Below are 20,092 nucleotides of genomic sequence, written 5' to 3'. Positions count from 1 at the left end.
CAAACCACACAAGCAAGGCACATCGGAAAAATTGCCGTATCTTCGCGCACTCAAAGAAGTAAAATAATAGATACTTCATAAACATATTTCATGACATTCGACTCACTAGGTTTATCTGATGCCTTATTAAAAGCCATCAGCAAAAAAGGATACACAACCCCTTCCCCAATACAGCAAAAAGCAATTCCACCCGTTTTAGAAGGCAAAGATGTATTGGCATCGGCACAAACAGGAACCGGTAAAACAGCTGGTTTTACCCTCCCGATATTACAATTATTACAGGGGCAACACTTAAGACACAGGCCTATTCGTGCGTTGATACTAACCCCAACACGGGAGTTGGCAGCGCAGATATTGGCCAATATCAAGGAATACAGTGAATACGTGGACATACAAAGCACCGTTATTTTTGGTGGGGTGAACCAAAATCCGCAAGTCGCCAGATTGCGTCAGGGTGTCGACATCTTGGTCGCCACTCCCGGCCGATTGATCGATTTGCAGAATCAGGGTTTAATCTCACTTGCAAAAGTGGAGATCTTCGTTTTGGATGAAGCAGACCGCATGCTCGACATGGGTTTTGTACGGGATATTGACCGCATCATCAAAGTATTGCCTGCAAAGAGACAAAACCTGATGTTCTCCGCAACCTTCTCCAAAGAAATTAAGAAATTGGCAATGGGCATTCTGCACAATCCGGTTCATGTGGAAGCTACCCCGGAAAACACAACCGTGGATGCTATTATTCAAAAGATATATCCTGTTGCAAAAGAGAAAAAAACAGAACTGATAATCAAACTGATTACCGAAGGCAACTGGAAACAGATTTTGGTGTTTACGCGTACCAAACAGGGCGCCAATAAACTAACCGAAAGCATGAACAGTGCTGGTATTATCGCATCAGCGATACATGGCAATAAAGGTCAGGGTGCACGAACCAAAGCATTAGCCGGTTTTAAAGACGGGAGCGTAACGGCTTTAGTCGCTACAGATATTGCAGCGCGAGGTCTGGATATCCCATTGTTACCGCACGTTATTAATTTCGAATTGCCCAACATTCCCGAAGATTACGTCCACCGAATCGGCCGTACAGGAAGAGCCGGAGCAAGCGGAGAAGCGATTTCGTTATTCAGCCCGGACGAAACCACGTTCTTACGCGATATCGAAAAACTGGTTGGCCTGAAATTACCTAAAGAAAACATTAAAGGTTTTGAACCGGACCCAAACGCATCAACCGAACCTATTAAACAAGGACAGGGAAGACAGCAGCGCCATTCTGCTCCCAAGAAACCAATCACCACTTCCAACAGAAGCGCCAACAACAACTCCGGTTCCGGACGTCCGAAACCGAATAGTGACAGACGCCCTGCCAGATACTAAGGCAATCCTCTAAGTTATTTTATTTATTAGAAGCAGAATAATTCCGTTTCTTTTGAAGATAAGTCCCGCTGTCCGTTATATCTTTTGTTCTGAACCCCAGAACAAAAAGGATGTCACTGCCATCGGGGCTATTAAACCACGTTTAGTGGTTTCAGGTAAATCAACCCAACCATCCATCCCGATCTAAACTCCTGTACTGTATCGCTTCCGCGATATGATAAGACCCCACGCTCTCCGAACCTTCCAGATCAGCGATAGTTCGCGACACTTTCAGGATTCGGTCATACGCTCGTGCGGATAGATTCAGGCGTTCCATCGCGGTCTTCAATAATTCCTTCGAATGGTCATCCAGTTTACAGAACTCCCGGATATGTTTCGAATTCATCTGCGCATTGTAATGCAGGTGCTCCATTGCTTCAAACCTTGCCGACTGTAATTCCCTGGCTTTGGTAACTCTGGCTCGGATATCCACACTGCTTTCCGCTTTCCGGTCATCCGATAATTTCTCAAATGGAACCGGGGTCACTTCAATATGTATATCTATCCGGTCCAGCAACGGCCCCGAAATCTTACTCATATACCGTTGCATTTCATGTGGCGAAGAAGTTTGTGGCGCTTCGGGATCATTAAAGAACCCACTCGGACTCGGATTCATACTGGCCACCAACATAAATGACGACGGATATGTAACCGTAAACTTCGCTCTCGAAATCGTTACCTCCCGATCCTCCAGCGGCTGACGCATCACTTCCAACACATCCCTTTTGAACTCCGGCAGTTCGTCCAAAAACAAGACTCCATTATGTGCCATCGAAATCTCTCCCGGTTGCGGATAACTTCCTCCCCCGACAAGCGCCACATTCGAAATCGTATGATGCGGACTCCTAAACGGCCGTTGGTTCATCAACCCTACCTCCTTTAATTTACCCGCAACACTGTGAATCTTTGTGGTTTCTAACGCCTCCCGTAAAGTCATCGGAGGCAATATACTGGGCAGTCGTTTCGCAATCATTGTCTTCCCCGCTCCCGGCGGACCGATCAAAATAATGTTATGACCACCCGCAGCGGCAATCTCCATGCACCTCTTGATACTCTCCTGCCCTCTCACATCACTGAAATCAAACTCCGGAAAGTTAAGCGTCTTATGAAATTCGGCTCGTGTATCTATAATGGTTGGTTCCAAAATTCCTTTTCCTTCAAAGAAATCAATGATCTGCTGTAAATTCTCCAGACCATATACATCCAATCCGCTGACGATCGCCGCTTCATTGACATTCTGTTTTGGCAAAAAGAACCCTTTGAATCCTTCTTCCTTTGCTTTTATCGCAATAGGCAAAGCGCCCCGTATCGGTTGCAGGCTTCCGTCCAAAGAAAGCTCTCCCATGATAATGTACTTATTCACCTCCCCGGATTTTATCTGTGCAGACGCGACGAGAATCCCAATAGCCAACGGCAAATCATAGGCTGAGCCTTCTTTCCGTAAATCGGCTGGCGCCATATTGATGGTGATTTTTTTACCGGGCATCGCATAACCGTTGTTCTTTAAGGCGGCAGCAATCCGGTAACTACTTTCTTTGATGGCATTATCGGGTAATCCCACCAAATGATACCCGATTCCTTTATCCATATTGACTTCTATGGTGATCGTCGTGGCTTCGACACCAAAAACGGCGCTTCCAAAAACTTTTATTAACATGGCGTATATATTTTAAGGATGTAAACTTAGGCGATTTTACTTACAAAACGAAATTTATATTTGATGTCTTCCGGATGCCATCACGATTAATTACTACTTTTGACAAAAATTTACAAATGAAAAAAGTAGTATACGCTCTTTGTTTACTGTTGGTGTCGGTAAGTTGTTCAAATGATGATAATGCGGGCCATGCTTCCCTTTCATTTAAGATTGATGGTGTACTTCACGATTATAAAAATATTACAATCGTAAAAAACGAAGCGGATATGTTTGACCCTCTTTCATCTCCCTTCTATAATATTAGTGGTAGCAGCGTTACAAACAATTCCGTTCATAACGAAACTTTTCGTTTAGGAAGACGTGAACCTTATCTTGACTTCAACACTTTTTCATTAGAATTAACCCAAGCTTCTGGCCAGGTCCTGTATTCACAAATAGGACGACTGGTATGTGACTTCTCAGTAAGTGATGCTAACAGTGTTGTGGGAAGTTTTCACGGATATTTATCGGTAGGCAATACTGGTGAATCTGTGGAAATAACGGATGGCAGTATTGATATCGAATATGGTTCATCAAACTACACTGTATTCAATCCACATATTGATTAAGGCTGAAAATTTTATTACTTAATTGGCTTGTAAAACTTCCTAATATTGATTTCCTTTGATGTAACAATTAAAACGAAAGCCATGGGAATATTTAATGCCATTTTAGGCAATGCATCAGAAGTAAGTATTGAAATTGTTTCAAAAGAATTTGAACCGATATTAGTGGATGGCGAAATCATCGAAAAAGCCTATAAACTAATAAAGGACATGTTTATCTTCACTAACAAAAGATTAATTTTAGTAGAAAAGCAGTTGGTGGGAAGCAAAGTGGATTATCTGTCTATTCCGTATACGAATGTGATTAAGTTCTCAAAAGAAAGCGCAGGAATTTTAGATTTGGACGCCGAATTAAAAATTTGGATTAAAGGCGAGCCACAGCCTATCAGAAAACAATTTGGGAAAGGTGGCGACAATATCAATGAAGTATACAAAATCTTAAGCCAGCATATTTTGAAATAAGTTTGTAAGAGCCGCTATTATAGCGGCTTTCTTATTTTGGCTATTTTCAATTTAAATCAAATAAAAAAAGACCTAAAACTCTTTTATTATTAAATTTAATTTTTACCTTTGCTGCAACAATTAAGAAGAAGATGTTTTCAAAATCGTGCGAGTATGCAATCAAGGCAATGATATTTGTCGCTCAGAAATCGAAAGATGAAGTGAGAGTTAGCATAAAACAAATTGCTGAGGGAATTGACGCTCCCGAATCTTTTATTGCTAAAATATTACAGGATTTAGGAAAAAGGAAATTGATTAATTCGGTTAAAGGACCAAACGGTGGCTTTTATATTGATAAATTAAATCTGAAAAGTTCTATTGCAGATATTGTAAAAGCCATTGATGGTGATGGAATTTACAAAGATTGCGTGATTGGTTTAAAAGCTTGTTCAGAAAAAAAACCGTGTCCGGTACATTTTGAATATAAAGAAATCAAGAAGAATTTAATCCTGATGTTGGAAACCAACACTATTGCAGATTTTAAAGAAAAACTGGATACTAATAGTTTTTTCCTTAAAAACAAATAGCTTTTTTTTAAAATAATAAAAGATAAAAAGGTCTTAATATACATTTTCGTACTAACAAATTTTTAATTACTTTTATAGTAGATAGCTAGTTAATAAAAAAACATTTAAACCTAAAATAACAATCAATAATATGAAATTAGGCACAAAATTAATTCTCGCTTTTATATTGACGGTTGGGATAACAAAATCAGTTTTTGCCCAAAACCCGGATAATATGATTCCTGACCCGGGTAATTCTTTGGGATTGTGGTTATTGCTAATTCTAATTACTGTGCCAGCTTTTGTTTTCATTGGTGTCTTATACTTAAGGTTCAAGGACCAGTTTACCGAAAATAATGAGTGGAAAGGATTAAAAACGGAAGAACATTTTTCTGATTATCTCAAAAATTTAAGTAAAAATCAAATTCGGAAATTAATAAACTATAAAAACGACAATAAGTTGAAAGACATCAATTCGAAAACCCTAAAAACAATTGCATTTTTATTTTTTTCTCAGTGCCTTTTTGCACAAAATCCCAGTAATCCAAAAGAGAATTTTTTCAGCCAGCCTGGTATTATAATAACGATAATTATCGTTATGATTCCAATATTACTAGCCGTTATTTTTGCATTGATAAAAGCGAACAATGTTCTCAAAACGTATATTAATAAGGAAAAAAAGGATGAAGCGCGAAACTTTGCGGCACACATTGCAGCCTTAGATAGTGAAGAATTAGAAGAAAATTTATTAAAAAGAGAAAGTGCATTGGATTATAATTTATCCAATAGTGAGCTTTCCGGAACAGTACAAGCGCAAGACAAGATTGGGATCCTAAACAATATCCGTGAAAAACATGAAACGCATTTCGTTTCTTTGAAAAAGAAAGCTGTTCAAAAACCAAGTCTTGAGCCTAATATTGCCAAACTAATCATTTGGTATTTTGGTTGTGCCACTTTTTGGTTGGTTCTCGGAACAGGAATTGGAGAATATTTAGGGATAAAATTTGTAGCTCCGGATATCGACCATACCAGTTGGCTAAGTTTCGGAAGATTGCGTCCCGTGCATACCAACATCGTTTTTTGGGGCTGGGCTTCCTTAGGCATGATAGGTTTGGGTTACTATGTGGTGCCCATCGTCAGCAATGCGAAAATTTACAGCATCAAATGGGGCTGGATTGCTTTAGTGTTGACCAATTTGATGGTCATTCTGGGCACAATTTGCCTGATGAGCGGAATCAATAATGGTGGAGGCGAATTCCGGGAATACATTTGGCCGGTCATGGCATTTTTCGCTGCGGCACTAATCCTGACTTTAGCCAATTTTATTATGACGGTAGCGAACCGAACGACCAAGGAAATTTACATCTCTAATTGGTACATTGTTTCTTCCATTATTTTCACCATAATTGTCGCGTTAACGGCATATTTACCATTTTGGCAGGACGGAGTTTCAGAAACCATTGTGCAGGGGTATTTTATGCACTCCGGCGTCGGAATGTGGTTCACCCTTTATACTTTAGGATTGTTGTATTATTTTATTCCACAACAAATCAACAAACCGATTTATGCTTATAGTTTAGGGATTTTAGCATTTTGGACTCAAATTATTTTCTATACCATAATTGGAACGCATCATTTTATTTTTGCGCCTATTCCATGGTGGTTACAAACGGTTGCAATTGTTGGTAGTGCAGGAATGATTATTCCTGTAGTCGCGGGAACAATTAATTTTTCGATGACTTTCAGAGGAAATTGGAATAAAGTAACTTCGAGTTATACCTTACCCTTCTTTTTGCTTGCCGTTATATATTATTTCCTGGTTTCCATGCAGGGCACAGCTGAAGCTTTTAAATTTACCAATTTACTTTGGCATTTCACCGATTTTACAGTGGCTCACGCGCATTTAGGATTTTACGGAATTATAACTTTTACACTTTGGGGTGGCATTTATGTTGTTGTTCCAAGACTTACAGGCAAAGAACCACCACAGCATTTAGTAGGTGTCCATTTTTGGCTGGCATTCATCGGATTGTTATTTTATTCAGTACCGCTATCTATTGGCGCCACTTTGAGAGGCCTAATGTGGATGGAAGGCAAACCTTTTATCGACAGTGTTGTACTTATGTTTGACTTTTGGGTTTGGCGTGCGATAGGGGGCAGTTTAATGTTTATTTCGCATTTAATTTTCGCTTATAATTTCTACCGAATGACTGCGAAAGAAGTCGCAGAATTAGATGTAAAAGAAGAAGCATTCAAAATTTTAGAACAATCAAATAACTAATAGCCATGAACATTTTTAATAATCATAAAAGATTATACATTACAGCAGGGCTTTTATTTGCTTTGCTAACGTATTTGACTGCAATTATGCCCGCTTTTCAGAATCAGTATTCCAATATGCCTTTGCCGGGAACCAAACCGCTTTCGGGCGATGCCAGGGCAGGTAAACTAATTTATATTGCCGAGGGATGTGTGGGTTGTCACTCCCAACAGGTTCGTAATGTGGAAATGGATAAAATGTTTGGAAGTCGCCCAGGAATGGCGGCGGATTATGCCAATATTGGCAGAACCAGCATTTGGCAAAATACGGCAACGGTTATGGGGACCGAACGAACAGGTCCCGATTTGACCGATGTTGGAAACCGTCAATCCAGCAAAGATTGGAATCTAATGCACTTGTATCAGCCGAGAAGCGTCGTGGCGCAATCGATTATGCCTTCATACAAGTGGATGTTTGAAATGAAAGATAATCCGTCAAAAGATGATGTTGTCGTGAGTATGCCAGCCGAATTTCTTGAAGGAAAAACCGGGAAGTTAGTTGCCAAAAAAGAAGCGTTACAATTGGTTGCCTACATTCAATCACTAAAACAAACGCCATTACCGGAAGGAACACTTCCACAAGAATTTTTATATAAAAAAGAGGCACCTCAAGTTGCTGACTCCAAGACGGGTACCAAATCAGTAGACGGAAAAGCACTTTACGCCACCAATTGTGCCGCATGCCATCAGGCTAATGGAGAAGGGTTAAAAGGTGCGTTTCCTCCTCTCAAAGGAAGCCCAATTGTTACGGGAGATAACTTGGAATTTTATGTTGATATAATCATGAATGGTTACGACGCAAGAGCCGATTATGGCGTTATGGCTGCCGTGGGAACCAATATGAATTTCACAGAATACGATGTTGCCGCTATTATTAACTACGAGCGAAACTCATGGGGAAACAAAGGTAAAGAAGTAACACCGGAAGAAATTAAGAAAATTATAGATTTTATAAAACTTAAGGCTCCGGCTGATCAATAGGAAGTAAATTCTAAAACCATGAAAAAAATCCTAACATTCCTGGCACTAATCGCTTTTCAAATTACATTGTTTGCATGTCCGGTGTGCGAACGCAACCAACCCAAAGCTCTACGTGGCATTTTGCATGGCGCCGGACCGGATAGTAATTGGGATTATGTAAGTATTGGTATCACTATCGTTATCGCAATATTTGCATTGATTTATTCTGTAAAATGGCTGGTGAAGCCTAATGAAAATAATCCGAGTCACATTAAATATTCAATCTTTAAATAAATCAAAATGAAAAAAAATAGTTCTGTTTTTATATTTTTAGATGAAGAGATACAACCTTTTGGTGAATTTGTGGTTCCAATAAATTTCGAATTGGATACCACAAAATTAGTCGACGGCAATCACGTACTGAAAATTGTGAGCAAAGATCCTAACGGCAAAGAAGGTATCCGAATCATTCCTTTTATTGTTCGGAACGGTCCATCAATTGCAATCGAGGGTATCGCCGAAAATGATATCGTGGATGGCATCATTCCGATAATGATCAACGCTTACGGAAAAGGGGACCAAAAAGAATTTTTGATTGAAGGAAGTGAAACCCCGCAATCAACACCAGCTTGGTTTTGGGCAATAATAATCGGATTTATCGGATTTGCCATTTATTATTTTACAGTGGAAATGATAAAAGGGATCTAGTTTTCTATAGATTTTTAGGAAAACCCACTTGAAGATTAAAACAAAAATCCCAACCGATTAAGTTGGGATTTTTTTATTTTTTAAATTTTGAAATTCCTGTTTTGAGCCATAATTCGTACTCCGTTACATTCGGAGTGTAACTTATCGTTGGCTTAGTTTCATTAAGACTGTTTCCTTCCAAATCAGTAATGACATACAACGGCTGCGTATTGGTTTTGTATTTGGAAATCATGAAATCACTCCATTTATCTCCAATGGTTTCCAAAAGTTCTCCTGAAGTTGCGGAAACAACTTGAGCCGCTTTCGGTAATTCCCTTTTATCATCGACATATAAAGAAATTAGAACCACATCATTTTTTAAAATTGGCAAAATTTCATCTTCTGACCAGACATTATTTTCCATTTTGCGGCAATTTACACAGGCATGGCCTGTAAAATCCAGCATAATTGGTTTGTTTACTTTTTTGGCGTAGGCCAATCCTTTATCATAATCATCGAAAACCGTTATACCGTGTGGTCCAAATTTTGCTCCGTCAGGTAACGTTACACCAACCGTATTTCCCTCGGAGCCATCGATTCCAAAAGGACTTTCGCTGTATTCTTTTGGAGGCGGAAAGGCGCTGATTAATTTTAAAGGCGCTCCCCAAAGGCCCGGGATCATATATATCGTAAAAGACATAATCATCAGTCCCATGAACAATCTTCCGACAGAAATATGCATCAGCGGACTGTCATGTGGCATCGTAATTTTTCCAAATAAATAGAAAGCTAAAGTTCCAAAAATAACAATCCATATTGCTAAGAATACTTCTCTTTCTAATAAATGCAATTGAAGTACTAAATCTGCATTGGATAAAAATTTAAACGCCAAGGCTAATTCCAAAAATCCTAAAAACACTTTAACGGTATTGAGCCAGCCTCCAGATTTTGGCAATGAATTCAACCAGCCCGGAAACATCGCAAACAGCATAAACGGCAAAGCTAAAGCCAATGAGAAGCCGAACATTCCAATAATAGGTGCTATCCCTCCTTTAGAAGCTGCCTCAACCAGCAAAGTACCGACAATAGGTCCTGTGCATGAAAATGATACAATGGCCAGCGCTAATGCCATTGCTAGAATTCCTATAATTCCACCTCTGTCTGCTTGGCGATCCACTTTATTGGCCCAGGAGTTAGGTAACATTATTTCGAATGCGCCTAAGAAAGATGCGGCAAAAACCACTAGTAGAATAAAGAAAATTATATTAAACCAAACATTGGTTGAAAGCGCATTCAATGCATCCGCACCAAAAATCCAGGTAACCAAAAATCCCAATATTACATAAATGAAGATAATGGAAAGTCCATAAATAATGGCATTTTTAATTCCTTTTGCCTTGGTTTTACTTTGTTTGGTAAAAAAGCTTACCGTCATGGGTATCATAGGAAATACGCATGGAGTTAACAATGCAGCAAATCCCGAGAAAAAAGCAATGATAAAAATGGTAAATAACCCTTTTTTCTCTTCTTTCTTTTCCATTGGCTTAAGAGTTGATTTCTCTGTAACGAATGTATTCCCGGCAGTACTTAATTCTGGTGGGGTAATTGTATCTGCGGTAATTTTTGCATCTGGTGCCGCAACATCATCGCCTTTTGCAATTGTTGCTAAATTAAGAGCAGGTATTTTAAATTCAAATGTTTTTTCCTGTTGGATACACGCATCTTTACAAACCTGATATTCTACTTTTACTTTTATTGAATTCAAATTCGGATTGATAATTTTTACCAACTGGGTGAATTTAGCCTTGTTAGCAAAAAAATATTCGTCAATTTCAAAAATATCATTAAATTCCTTTGTATAGGTACTTTCTTTTGTTTTCCCAATAAGATGAAAATTTGCAATCGCGCCATTATAAACAAAAACAGTAGGAAGTGCACCCCCACCAGGTGTAAATTGTGAATACAAATGCCAATCAGCCTCAATCGTTGCATCAAAAATCAACAGTACCTCACTATCCGATATTTTTTCAAGAGAAGTTTTCCATTTTACCGGATTCAGGATTTGAGCGGATACATTTAGAAATGCAAAGAAAGCCAGGAGTAAAAAAAGTAACTTTTTGCCCGTTTGATTAGTTCGTGATTTTGGTTGGTTTAACTTTGGGGTTGGATTGAATTTCATTTTATAAGTGCGATTTGTAATCTATTTTGAGTTGTGTTAGTTATTTTAAAACGTTCGTCCTGACGTATTCCTACCACCCATACAATTTGGTTGGCACAGCATAAAAGCCAGCTATTTTCCTTTTCAATAAGGCTTAATTTCAGGTCTTTAAAAAGTTTGCTCACCTTTTTTGATTTACCATCCATTCCCAAAGGAAAAAACGAATCACCTTCCTGCCATCGTCTTAATACCAAAGGAAATGTCAGTTGGTCTTCGTCCACAAAGATAGCGGAATTTTCTTCCACTGAAATATCCGTCACTTGCCGAAAAGCAAGTTTTATAGGAAAATTAACTTCTGTTTGATTTTGCTCAATGACAAATTCTTTTGCTCTGTCAATATGTGAAAGAGGCGCAACTATTAAAAGGCCGCGGTCCTTTAGTAATCTGAAACTTTCTGAAAAAACCTGTTTTCCTGATTGCGCCTCTACAAGATCATAAATATCTCCCCAAGAAGTAAAACCGAATTCATTGAGCCATTGATACAAATACGACCTATAGTTTGGCAATCGCATCAATTGCTTCAAATCGAAATGAATAGCATCGCCTTCATCTTTAGCCACTTGGTGATAAACCATAATAGCAGCATCTTCCACCATTTTTGTGGCTTCCTGCAAATAGGTTTGTGTCTTTTGAAAAGCGGCTAGAAAGTCTGGATTTATTTCTTTGAGTACCGGCACAACATCATGGCGAATCTTGTTGCGTAAGTATTTGTCTGAGGCATTGCTGCTGTCCTCCCGCCATTGAATTTCATGCGAGACTGCATAATCCAAAATTTCGCTCCTGCTAAAGGCTAAAAACGGACGAATGACCTGACTGTTCTTCATCGGAATTCCATCAAGTCCTTCCAGACCCGTACCACGTGATAAATTGATGAGGAAAGTTTCCAGACTGTCGTCCGCATGATGGGCCGTCAGGATGTAATCGTATTTTTCGGTTTCCAAAAGCTCATAAAACCAGTTGTAACGCAACTCCCGGGCAGCCACTTGCGTGGAAAGTTTATAATCTTTGGCGAAAGCCTCGGTATCAAATTGGGTTACGAATAATCGAATTTCATTTTGAGTGGCATAGTCCTGTACAAAATTCTGGTCTTCAAAACTTTCTACTCCACGCAATTGAAAATTACAATGTGCCAGCGCAATTTCATAATCCAATTGATGGAACAAATCGGCCATTACCATACTGTCTAATCCTCCGCTGGTCGCTAAAAGAAGTTTTTTTCCAACAAGAAATGGAAGATTAGCGTGGAGATGATTTTGAAGTTTTTGTAACATAATCAAAAGTAAGAATTTTAGCGGACATAAAAAATTTACTTCAGCGACAAAAAGTGAGTCATTCCTGTTGATTATTCAATACCTGTCGCATTGCTTTTGCTTTCAACAGACATTCTTCATATTCATTTTCCGGAATGGATTGGGCTGTTATCGCGCTTCCAACCGAAAAAGAAACATATTGATTTTCGTGATTATATAAGATACTTCGGATGACAACATTGAAATCGAAGTTTCCATCAGGTGTGAAATAACCGATGGCGCCACTGTACAATCCGCGTTTGGTTTCCTCTAAATCTTCGATGATTTTCATGGCAGATATTTTGGGTGCCCCGGTCATGCTTCCCATGGGGAATGTGGTTTTGATAATATCTACCGGTGATATATGATGCGCCACTTCAGAAACAATCGTCGAAATCATTTGATGTACTTGCTTGAAAGTATAAATAGCACATAATTCTTCCACTTTTACCGAACCTTTTTCGGCAGTGTGCGATAAGTCATTCCGAACCAAATCGACTATCATTGTGTTTTCGGCCCGCTCTTTTGGATCAGCCTGTAAATCTTCCATGGCTTGATTATCGGCAATTAAATCGAAATTGCGTTTTGCTGTACCTTTTATCGGCTGGGTTATGACTTTTGTGCCTTCCTTCCGCAAATAGCGTTCGGGGGAAGCGCAAAGTAAAAATTGTTTGTTGTTTTTAAAGTAAGCGGCAAAGGGCGTTTCAGAAATGACATTAAGTTTATGATACATTTCCAAAGGATTAATCTCGGTATAATCAGCGTAAAACTCCATACAGAAATTAGCTTCATAAATATCGCCACGATGAATATGAACGAGCATTTCCTTAATCTTCAAAAGATACTGTTCTTTTGGGATTCGCTGTTGTATTTCGATAACAGTATTAGAGTCTTCAAGGATTGTTTCCAAATTCACGATTTCTTCCAAATCATCATGAAGTTCATCATCACACATATTAAGATAATGAATCTCCAGATCATTGTCTTTTAAAAGAAATATTTTTTTTGGCTGAAAGAAAAATAAATCGGGAAATTCGAGTTGATCTCCATTAGCAGATTGCAATTCTTCAACATCATTTTTTAAATCATAAGACAGGTAACCGAAAAGCCAGTCTTTAGTCGTTTGCTGATAAACTTTTAAATCCTCAAAAGCATTGTGATAATCCGTTTTTATGGAAGTGAACGCATCCACAGCAAGAACACAATCGTAAGAAGAATATTGTTGCGGATACTGATTGCTATCCAGAAAGATAACTTCACGAAAATGCTGTGCCCATACTAAAAGCTGCTGTTTGAACTGGGCCGGATTGGAAATGGAATGCTTAAAAGAAGTTCTCAAAAAACAGAATATTTATGAAATTCAAAATTACAATAAAAATTTTCGCGTGATGGGATTATTGCAAAAAATTGTCACGCTTTTTACGATGAAATCATATTCACATAAAAACCTGATTTAATTATCGATAAGGGCAGTTATGGGCTTTGGCTTTAATAGGAATTGTCATTTAATTCATTATAAAAAGAATTCAAAAAAATAAGAAAATAAATACATCGGTTCGATAGCATTTTCTTTTTAATTTAACTATAATATTGTATCTTTGATAGTGATTCGACAGCTTTAATTAAAAGTATGCAATAATCCGCACTATAAGACCCTATAGTTTCGATTAAAATTACGCCTGAAAAATTAGCATCAGGAAGTAAAGTATCCAATCAAAAACAGTAACGACGAGTACATCTATTAACCAACCAAAACTGCCTTATTATGAAAATCGCAACCATTATTGTTCGTGTATTGATTGGCCTTTTACTTCTCTTCGCCTCCATCAGTTACTTCTTAAATTTAGCTCCAGAACCGGTAGTAACCGGTAACTTTAAAGCTTTTCAAGTGGGATTGGTGGCATCTACCTATCTGATGCCACTAGCTAAATCCATTGAATTACTTTGTGGTATAGCCTTTGTTTCCGGTCGTTATGTAACATTAGCCAGCCTCCTGATTTTACCGATTACGATAAATATCTTATTTATCAACTTTTTTATGTCGCCTGAAGGAATTCCGGTTGCCCTATTTTTATTTTTAGGGAATTTATTTTTGATATACCGTCATTGGAACAATTACAAAGGAATATTTGTTGCTAAAGAATAAGCATAAAAAAACCGTCAGATGACGGTTTTTTTTTATAATAGAAATTTTTAAAGCCTTAAACATGCAACGCTCTGTTATCAGTTGCAGCAAGAGCCGCTTCTTTGATTGCTTCCGCAAAAGTTGGATGCGCGTGTGACATTCTGGAGATATCTTCAGCAGAGGCTTTAAATTCCATTGCAGTAACTGCTTCAGCAATTAAATCGGCACAACGGGCCCCAATCATGTGAACACCCAACACTTCATCGGTCTTGGCGTCAGCAAGAATTTTCACAAATCCGTCCAGATCACCACCCGCACGGGCACGGCCTAATGCTTTGAATGGGAAACTACCCGCTTTAAATTCGACACCGGAAGCTTTCAATTGCTCTTCTGTTTGTCCAACCGCAGCAACCTCCGGCCAGGTATACACCACACCAGGAATCAGGTTATAATCAATATGAGGTTTTTGTCCGGCAAGAATTTCAGCAACCATTACCCCTTCTTCTTCGGCTTTATGCGCCAACATTGCACCACGAACTACATCTCCGATAGCATAAATATTAGCAGCTGAAGTCTGCAGGTGATCGTTTACTTCCACTTGTCCTCTGTCAGAAATTTTCACACCGGCTTTATCGGCATTCAATCCATCTGTGTACGGACGACGGCCCACAGAAACTAAAGCGTAATTACCTTCCAACGTAATGGTTTCCCCTTTTGCATTCTCTGCCTGAACAGCAACTATATCCCCATTTCTTTCCACTGATTTCACTTTGTGTGAAACGTAAAATTTCATTCCTTGTTTTTTCAGGACTTTGGTTAATTCTTTAGATAATGAAGCGTCCATTCCCGGGATGATCCGGTCCATGAATTCCACTACCGAAACCTGTGCTCCCAAACGAAGGTATACTTGTCCTAATTCGATTCCGATAACACCACCTCCAATAATAACAAGGTGTTTTGGCACTTCTTTAAGTTTCAATGCTTCGGTTGAAGTAATGATTCTTTCTTTGTCTATTTGGATAAAAGGCAGCGAAGATGGTTTAGAACCGGTCGCTATGATAATATTTTTAGCTTCTAAGGTTTCAGCAGTTCCGTCAGCTTTGGCAACAGCCACATGAGTAGCATCAACAAAAGATCCGATTCCTTCAAAAACAGTGATTTTATTTTTATCCATCAGGAATTTCACTCCGCCAGAAGTCTGGTCAACTACCGCCTGTTTGCGAGCAATCATTTTTTCCAGGTTCACTTTTACGTCACCGGAAATTTCGATTCCGTGGTCAGCAAAATGAGCAATCTCGTCAAAGTGGTGAGAAGATGCCAATAACGCTTTTGAAGGAATACAACCTACGTTAAGACAAGTTCCTCCCAGCGTTGAATACTTCTCGATAATGGCAGTTTTCATTCCTAATTGCGCGCAACGGATGGCTGCTACATATCCTCCGGGACCAGAACCTATAATGACTACATCAAATGAACTCATAGTTTATTTTATTTTGTTGTGTTTTTTTTTAAAAATTGCGTGACAAAATTAATGAATTTTGTTCATAAAGCGGATCGTTTACTAAGGAAATAATATAAAAAGGGACAGCCGAAATGCAGCTGTCCCTTTTTGAGAATCAGAATTAATTATTCTTATTTTTTTACCGGCTGGTTCCCTACTCTTTTTAAAAGGATTTCCATGGTTTTCATTTCGGATTGCCCCGGCATCGTCATATACATTGTCATCTTATGATTGTTATTATCCATCATTGTGTAAACCTCCCTCACATCCATTTCCTGGCCACTGCTTGGATCGACACATTTTCCTTTGAAATTTACCGTTTTTGTTGCGGCATCCCAAGTTCCTTCCATAAACATTGTTCCTGTACCCATGTTATCGATCCAGGTGCTTTGAAATACTTTTTTTGCATTGTCATAACCTAGGGTCCCAAACCCCTCAAATTTTTTTCCGTCAAATGTACCAACGTGTTTGGATTCCTGATATCTGCCGCCCATAATCATTCGGTTAGTGGCTTTGGCTTTACTTTTTGTCGGTGGTGCCGAAGGATCCATCCACATCGTAATGTCTTCTGTCCAGACACCATCAGTGGAACTGAGCATTTTATGCATTTCTCCCGGTGCCATGTATTTTCCCCAGGATTTCATCATTTCCTCCTTATTAGGCGTTTGAGCCTGAAGGCTGAATGAGAAAGCAACCATAAAACCTGCCAATAAAATTATTCTTTTCATAATATTATATTTAATTGGTTATCAGTACAAATTTATAAAATTTATGGCTCAAACTAATGAAAATTCAGACAGTTTTTTCTATAAATTATAGATTGTGGTATTTTTTACTTCACCGATCATAAACGTACTGTGTGTACTTCCGATGTGCTGCAAGGTTGTCAGTTTGGTCACCATAAATTCCCTATATTCTTCCATGTCCTTGACACAAATTTTGAGAATGTAATCGTAATCCCCGCTAACGTGAAAACATTCCAATACCTCATTCAGCTGAACGACCTCTTTTTCGAATTGGGTAATGAATTCTTTGGTATGCTGCGTCAGTTTGAGATGGCAAAACACAACGAATCCTTTCTGGATTTTGCTCCGATTCAGCAACGCTACATATTTACTGATGATGCCTTCTTTTTCGAGTTTTTTAATCCGTTCGTACACCGCCGTAACGGAAAGATTTAGTTTTAAGGATAATTCTTTCGTGGTTTTCTTACTGTCTTCCTGAAGCAACCCCAGCAGTTTGGTATCTATGTTATCTAATGCCATAATTTTTGGTTTTAAGCCGCTTTAAGATAATCGGCAATTGCTAAATATTAAACAATTGTTGTGTAAATTTAACTTCAAAAATAGCATTTTATAGTTTTATAATCTAATTATTTGATTTTATTGACTTTTGACTGCTTATGAGTGAAGCTTATAAAAACAAGATTATTCCTGAGTATGGTTTTGAGGAATGATGACTTTGGATGTGGGAACACTGGACAAGCGAATGAAATAATGGAATTGATGCAAGAGCGAAACCTAGTTTAGAATTTTACAAAACTTTGCTCAGTGCTCCGGGAACTTTGACTTCATCATAAATTCCGTTATAAGAACAAGATGAAATGGAACTGGCAGTTGGTTTGATCCGGTTTTCTATCGGACTGGATAATGGTGTCCAACGCACCTTTGAAATGATGCAGGCCTGCATGACCGAACTGAGCGTTTTAAATTCAGAAACTACTGCAATACAATAGTTTACAGCTTACTTACAAGTCAAACTGTTTGAAAGAAATTTCAGACGGTTTTTTATTATTTTAACAATTATCTTACAGAAATTACTATCTTTGGCATCTAAATCTTTCTCATGAAAATTATCACTTATTTTCTTCTTCTGGCGTTATTTAGCTTGGGCAGTTCTGCGCAAATTATTACTATTCCGGATGCAGCTTTTAAAAACAAACTATTAGCAGCAAGCACTTCCAATGGCATAGCTAAAAATTCTGTTGGGGGTTCCATTAAAATTGACATAAATAACAATTCCGAAATTGAAGTTGGCGAAGCATTGAGTGTCTCTCAATTGGATGTTTCTACAGCAACCAACAATACCATTAACGACATTTATGATTTGGAAGGAATTCAAAATTTTTTAAATTTGAAAATACTAAATTGTGATGGCAATCAAATTACATCTCTCAATTTAAATAATTTGATCTTATTGGAAAATATTCATTGTGGCCGTAATAATATCAGTTCGTTAAATATAAATGGCTTGGTAAATTTAAAAAGTTTATTTTGTTATTACAACTCCTTAACATCATTAAATGTAAACGGTCTGACCAATTTAGAGACCTTATTTTGTCAAAATAATGCTATCAGTACGTTGGATTTATCAGGTTTAAATAACATTAAATATGTTTTATGCAATGACAACCAATTAACAAATTTTAATATAGCAAATGTTACTAGTCTTAGCGAAATCGTATGTGCAAATAACAATTTAAATTCTATTGATTTAAGCGGTTTGATTAACTTACATTATTTAAATATTTCAAACAATAATATTACTTCAATAAATTTGCTTCCAATAGCTTCGATTATTGACTATTTAGACTGTAGTTTAAATCCAATTTCCAGTATTAATGTAACTAATTTTAATTTATTAACATACTTAGGTATGAACTCTACATTAGTTTCCTCCATAAATTGCAGCCAATCAGGAGTTACACAATTATTTTGTTCTGACAATCCTAATCTTACTTCTATTAACGTGAAAAATAATGTAGGTTCAACCAGCGACCCTGACATGTTATTTTTTGCATTCCGATTTGATAATTTACCGTTACTTACTTCCATTTGCGTTGATGCCGGAGAGGAAAATAACCTGGCCTACACTAATTATAACAGTAGCGGGAATGTAATTATATATACCGGGCCGACTTGTTCTACAGTTGTTACGATGAAAGCGGCTGCTTTTGAGTTTAGTAATTATTTTACTTTATATCCAATTCCGGCACAAAACACTCTTACTATTTATGCAAAGGAACCAATTAACATACAATCATTTGCAATTTATAACAACGTGGGGCAAGTGATACAAACAGTTTCAAATCCTAATTTTAATACTTCTAACGCGATTGATGTTTCACAATTACAGGCCGGTCATTACTTCATCAAAATTATTACTGATAAAGGAAAAACAACAGCGAAATTTATTAAAATCAAGTAACTTTCAATAATAAATCCGTTCTAGAAGTAGCAACGAAAACATCAAATTTTATGAAAAAAATTCATATAATGTTCTTCATTTTAATTTTGGATTTTTCAGTAAACGCTCAAATAATTAATATTCCTGATGTTAATTTTAAATCCAAACTTATTGAAGCTGATGCTTCAAATGGTATCGCTGATGATATTAATGGAATTCATATTATAGTGGATATAAATAATGATAATGAAATTCAAGTTAGTGAAGCATTAACTGTTTATTCTTTGCACCTCAGCTCGCGAACCATAACCAATCTGACAGGAATAGAGAGTTTTACTAATCTTCAATTTATTGAATGCCAAAATAACCAAATTACAAATTTACCTTTTTCTACTTTGGCAAATCTGGAAGGGATAATTTGCAGTAATAATCAAATTTCTTCATTAAATGAGATTGAAAATTTAACTCACTTAAAAGAATTATGGTTTTCATTCAATCAAATAACAAATGTTAATTTTCAGAATTTATCACAGTTAGAAGAGATTCAATGTAAAAATAATCTTTTGACAGAAATAAATTTGTGTGGTACGAATGTTAGATTTCTTTGGTGCAGTAATAACCCGAATCTCCAAGCTTTATATCTTAAAAATAATGTTATTTCTGAGGTAATTGCAACTGCAAAATTAACACCTCCTCCATTACATAATTTTATGTTTAATAATTTACCTTCCTTAACAACAATTTGTTACGATTCTGGTGAACTTGATGCGGTGAATGACGGACTTAATTTTAATACAAATGGTATTAATTTCACGACTTCCTGCGATACAAATTGTTTATTAAACACTGATGATATTGATTTTAATACCTCGTTTACATTATATCCAAATCCTGCAAAAAACACACTTACTATCAATATCAAAGATGCCATTTCAGTAAAATCAATCAATGTTTATAATAACCTTGGTCAATATATACAAACCGTTGCAAATCCTAATTTTGATAGTTCTTTTATTTTAGATGTATCAAAACTGCAATCTGGATGTTATTTCATGACTATCATTCATGATAAAGGAATAGCGACAACAAAATTTATAAAAAATTAAATAGTCCAGTTATTTC

At 37.4% G+C, this 20,092-nt stretch carries 18 protein-coding genes and 1 pseudogene; 12 read left to right on the top strand and 7 right to left on the bottom strand.

The window, feature by feature from the left end; genetic code table 11:
• The first annotated feature begins 90 nt into the window (after positions 1 to 90).
• Positions 91 to 1,377: a DEAD/DEAH box helicase gene (locus FNW07_RS10050; protein ID WP_126744938.1), complete on the top strand. Its 1,287-nt coding sequence runs from the start codon at positions 91 to 93 to the stop codon at positions 1,375 to 1,377.
• Between the two features lie 160 nt (positions 1,378 to 1,537).
• On the opposite strand, the gene FNW07_RS10045 is transcribed toward FNW07_RS10050, so the two are convergent.
• Positions 1,538 to 3,073, bottom strand: a complete 1,536-nt coding sequence (locus tag FNW07_RS10045; protein ID WP_126744937.1) for a YifB family Mg chelatase-like AAA ATPase — start codon at positions 3,071 to 3,073, stop codon at positions 1,538 to 1,540.
• A gap of 116 nt (positions 3,074 to 3,189) precedes the next feature.
• Between FNW07_RS10045 and FNW07_RS10040 the strand changes: the two genes are divergently transcribed.
• The 7 genes from FNW07_RS10040 (at position 3,190) to FNW07_RS10010 (ending at position 8,672) form a co-directional block, all read left to right on the top strand.
• Complete coding sequence (locus FNW07_RS10040; protein WP_144265624.1) at positions 3,190 to 3,681, top strand: hypothetical protein; 492 nt, start codon at positions 3,190 to 3,192, stop codon at positions 3,679 to 3,681.
• An 81-nt stretch (positions 3,682 to 3,762) separates the two neighbouring features.
• On the top strand, positions 3,763 to 4,140 hold the full coding sequence (locus FNW07_RS10035) for a PH domain-containing protein (protein WP_126744935.1): 378 nt from the start codon (positions 3,763 to 3,765) through the stop codon (positions 4,138 to 4,140).
• Between the two features lie 131 nt (positions 4,141 to 4,271).
• Positions 4,272 to 4,706, top strand: coding sequence for an Rrf2 family transcriptional regulator (locus FNW07_RS10030; RefSeq protein ID WP_126744934.1), 435 nt, complete (start codon positions 4,272 to 4,274; stop codon positions 4,704 to 4,706).
• A gap of 130 nt (positions 4,707 to 4,836) precedes the next feature.
• On the top strand, positions 4,837 to 6,966 hold the full coding sequence (locus tag FNW07_RS10025) for a cbb3-type cytochrome c oxidase subunit I (RefSeq protein WP_255512747.1): 2,130 nt from the start codon (positions 4,837 to 4,839) through the stop codon (positions 6,964 to 6,966).
• Positions 6,967 to 6,971: 5 nt separating this feature from the next.
• On the top strand, positions 6,972 to 7,985 hold the full coding sequence (locus tag FNW07_RS10020; RefSeq protein WP_126744933.1) for a cytochrome c: 1,014 nt from the start codon (positions 6,972 to 6,974) through the stop codon (positions 7,983 to 7,985).
• Between the two features lie 18 nt (positions 7,986 to 8,003).
• A complete protein-coding gene (locus FNW07_RS10015; RefSeq protein ID WP_126744932.1) occupies positions 8,004 to 8,258 on the top strand; it encodes a hypothetical protein in 255 nt (84 codons plus the stop codon).
• A gap of 6 nt (positions 8,259 to 8,264) precedes the next feature.
• A complete protein-coding gene (locus FNW07_RS10010) occupies positions 8,265 to 8,672 on the top strand; it encodes a cytochrome C (protein ID WP_126744931.1) in 408 nt (135 codons plus the stop codon).
• 73 nt (positions 8,673 to 8,745) lie between these two features.
• Here FNW07_RS10010 and FNW07_RS10005 read toward each other — a convergent pair whose 3' ends face one another.
• The 3 genes from FNW07_RS10005 to FNW07_RS09995 are packed head-to-tail and all read right to left on the bottom strand — an operon-like array spanning position 8,746 to position 13,497.
• Positions 8,746 to 10,830, bottom strand: coding sequence for a cytochrome c biogenesis protein CcdA (locus tag FNW07_RS10005; protein WP_126744930.1), 2,085 nt, complete (start codon positions 10,828 to 10,830; stop codon positions 8,746 to 8,748).
• Positions 10,827 to 12,140, bottom strand: coding sequence for a tRNA lysidine(34) synthetase TilS (gene tilS / locus FNW07_RS10000; RefSeq protein WP_126744929.1), 1,314 nt, complete (start codon positions 12,138 to 12,140; stop codon positions 10,827 to 10,829). The genes FNW07_RS10005 and tilS overlap by 4 nt, the downstream gene beginning before the upstream one ends.
• 58 nt (positions 12,141 to 12,198) lie before the next feature.
• Positions 12,199 to 13,497 carry an anthranilate synthase component I family protein gene (locus FNW07_RS09995; RefSeq protein WP_126744928.1) on the bottom strand — a complete coding sequence of 433 codons (1,299 nt, stop codon included), beginning with the start codon at positions 13,495 to 13,497 and terminating at the stop codon, positions 12,199 to 12,201.
• Positions 13,498 to 13,923: 426 nt separating this feature from the next.
• Here FNW07_RS09995 and FNW07_RS09990 point away from each other — a divergent pair, with 426 nt between their 5' ends.
• On the top strand, positions 13,924 to 14,304 hold the full coding sequence (locus FNW07_RS09990) for a DoxX family membrane protein (protein ID WP_126744927.1): 381 nt from the start codon (positions 13,924 to 13,926) through the stop codon (positions 14,302 to 14,304).
• A 55-nt stretch (positions 14,305 to 14,359) separates the two neighbouring features.
• Here FNW07_RS09990 and lpdA read toward each other — a convergent pair whose 3' ends face one another.
• From lpdA to FNW07_RS09975, 3 genes are all read right to left on the bottom strand, one after another.
• Entirely contained in the window at positions 14,360 to 15,763 is a 1,404-nt protein-coding gene (gene lpdA / locus FNW07_RS09985; RefSeq protein ID WP_126744926.1) for a dihydrolipoyl dehydrogenase, read from the bottom strand.
• A 152-nt stretch (positions 15,764 to 15,915) separates the two neighbouring features.
• Positions 15,916 to 16,512 (bottom strand): DUF1579 domain-containing protein, encoded by a 597-nt coding sequence (locus FNW07_RS09980; protein WP_126744925.1) that lies wholly within the window; start codon positions 16,510 to 16,512, stop codon positions 15,916 to 15,918.
• A 78-nt stretch (positions 16,513 to 16,590) separates the two neighbouring features.
• On the bottom strand, positions 16,591 to 17,049 hold the full coding sequence (locus FNW07_RS09975) for an Lrp/AsnC family transcriptional regulator (RefSeq protein ID WP_126744924.1): 459 nt from the start codon (positions 17,047 to 17,049) through the stop codon (positions 16,591 to 16,593).
• A 143-nt stretch (positions 17,050 to 17,192) separates the two neighbouring features.
• Here FNW07_RS09975 and FNW07_RS14015 point away from each other — a divergent pair.
• The 3 genes and pseudogenes from FNW07_RS14015 to FNW07_RS09960 all read left to right on the top strand — a co-directional run.
• Positions 17,193 to 17,519: pseudogene (locus tag FNW07_RS14015) on the top strand (cystathionine beta-lyase); the annotation flags it as partial.
• A gap of 110 nt (positions 17,520 to 17,629) precedes the next feature.
• Positions 17,630 to 18,991, top strand: coding sequence for a T9SS type A sorting domain-containing protein (locus FNW07_RS09965; RefSeq protein ID WP_126744923.1), 1,362 nt, complete (start codon positions 17,630 to 17,632; stop codon positions 18,989 to 18,991).
• A 50-nt stretch (positions 18,992 to 19,041) separates the two neighbouring features.
• Positions 19,042 to 20,076: a leucine-rich repeat domain-containing protein gene (locus FNW07_RS09960; RefSeq protein ID WP_126744922.1), complete on the top strand. Its 1,035-nt coding sequence runs from the start codon at positions 19,042 to 19,044 to the stop codon at positions 20,074 to 20,076.
• The last annotated feature ends 16 nt before the right edge of the window (positions 20,077 to 20,092 follow it).

Origin of the sequence: Flavobacterium sp. GT3R68, assembly GCF_007109225.1 — a bacterium.
Classification (GTDB): domain Bacteria; phylum Bacteroidota; class Bacteroidia; order Flavobacteriales; family Flavobacteriaceae; genus Flavobacterium.
Note: the sequence above shows the minus strand (reverse complement) of the source record. Positions and strands in the feature narration are given on the sequence as shown.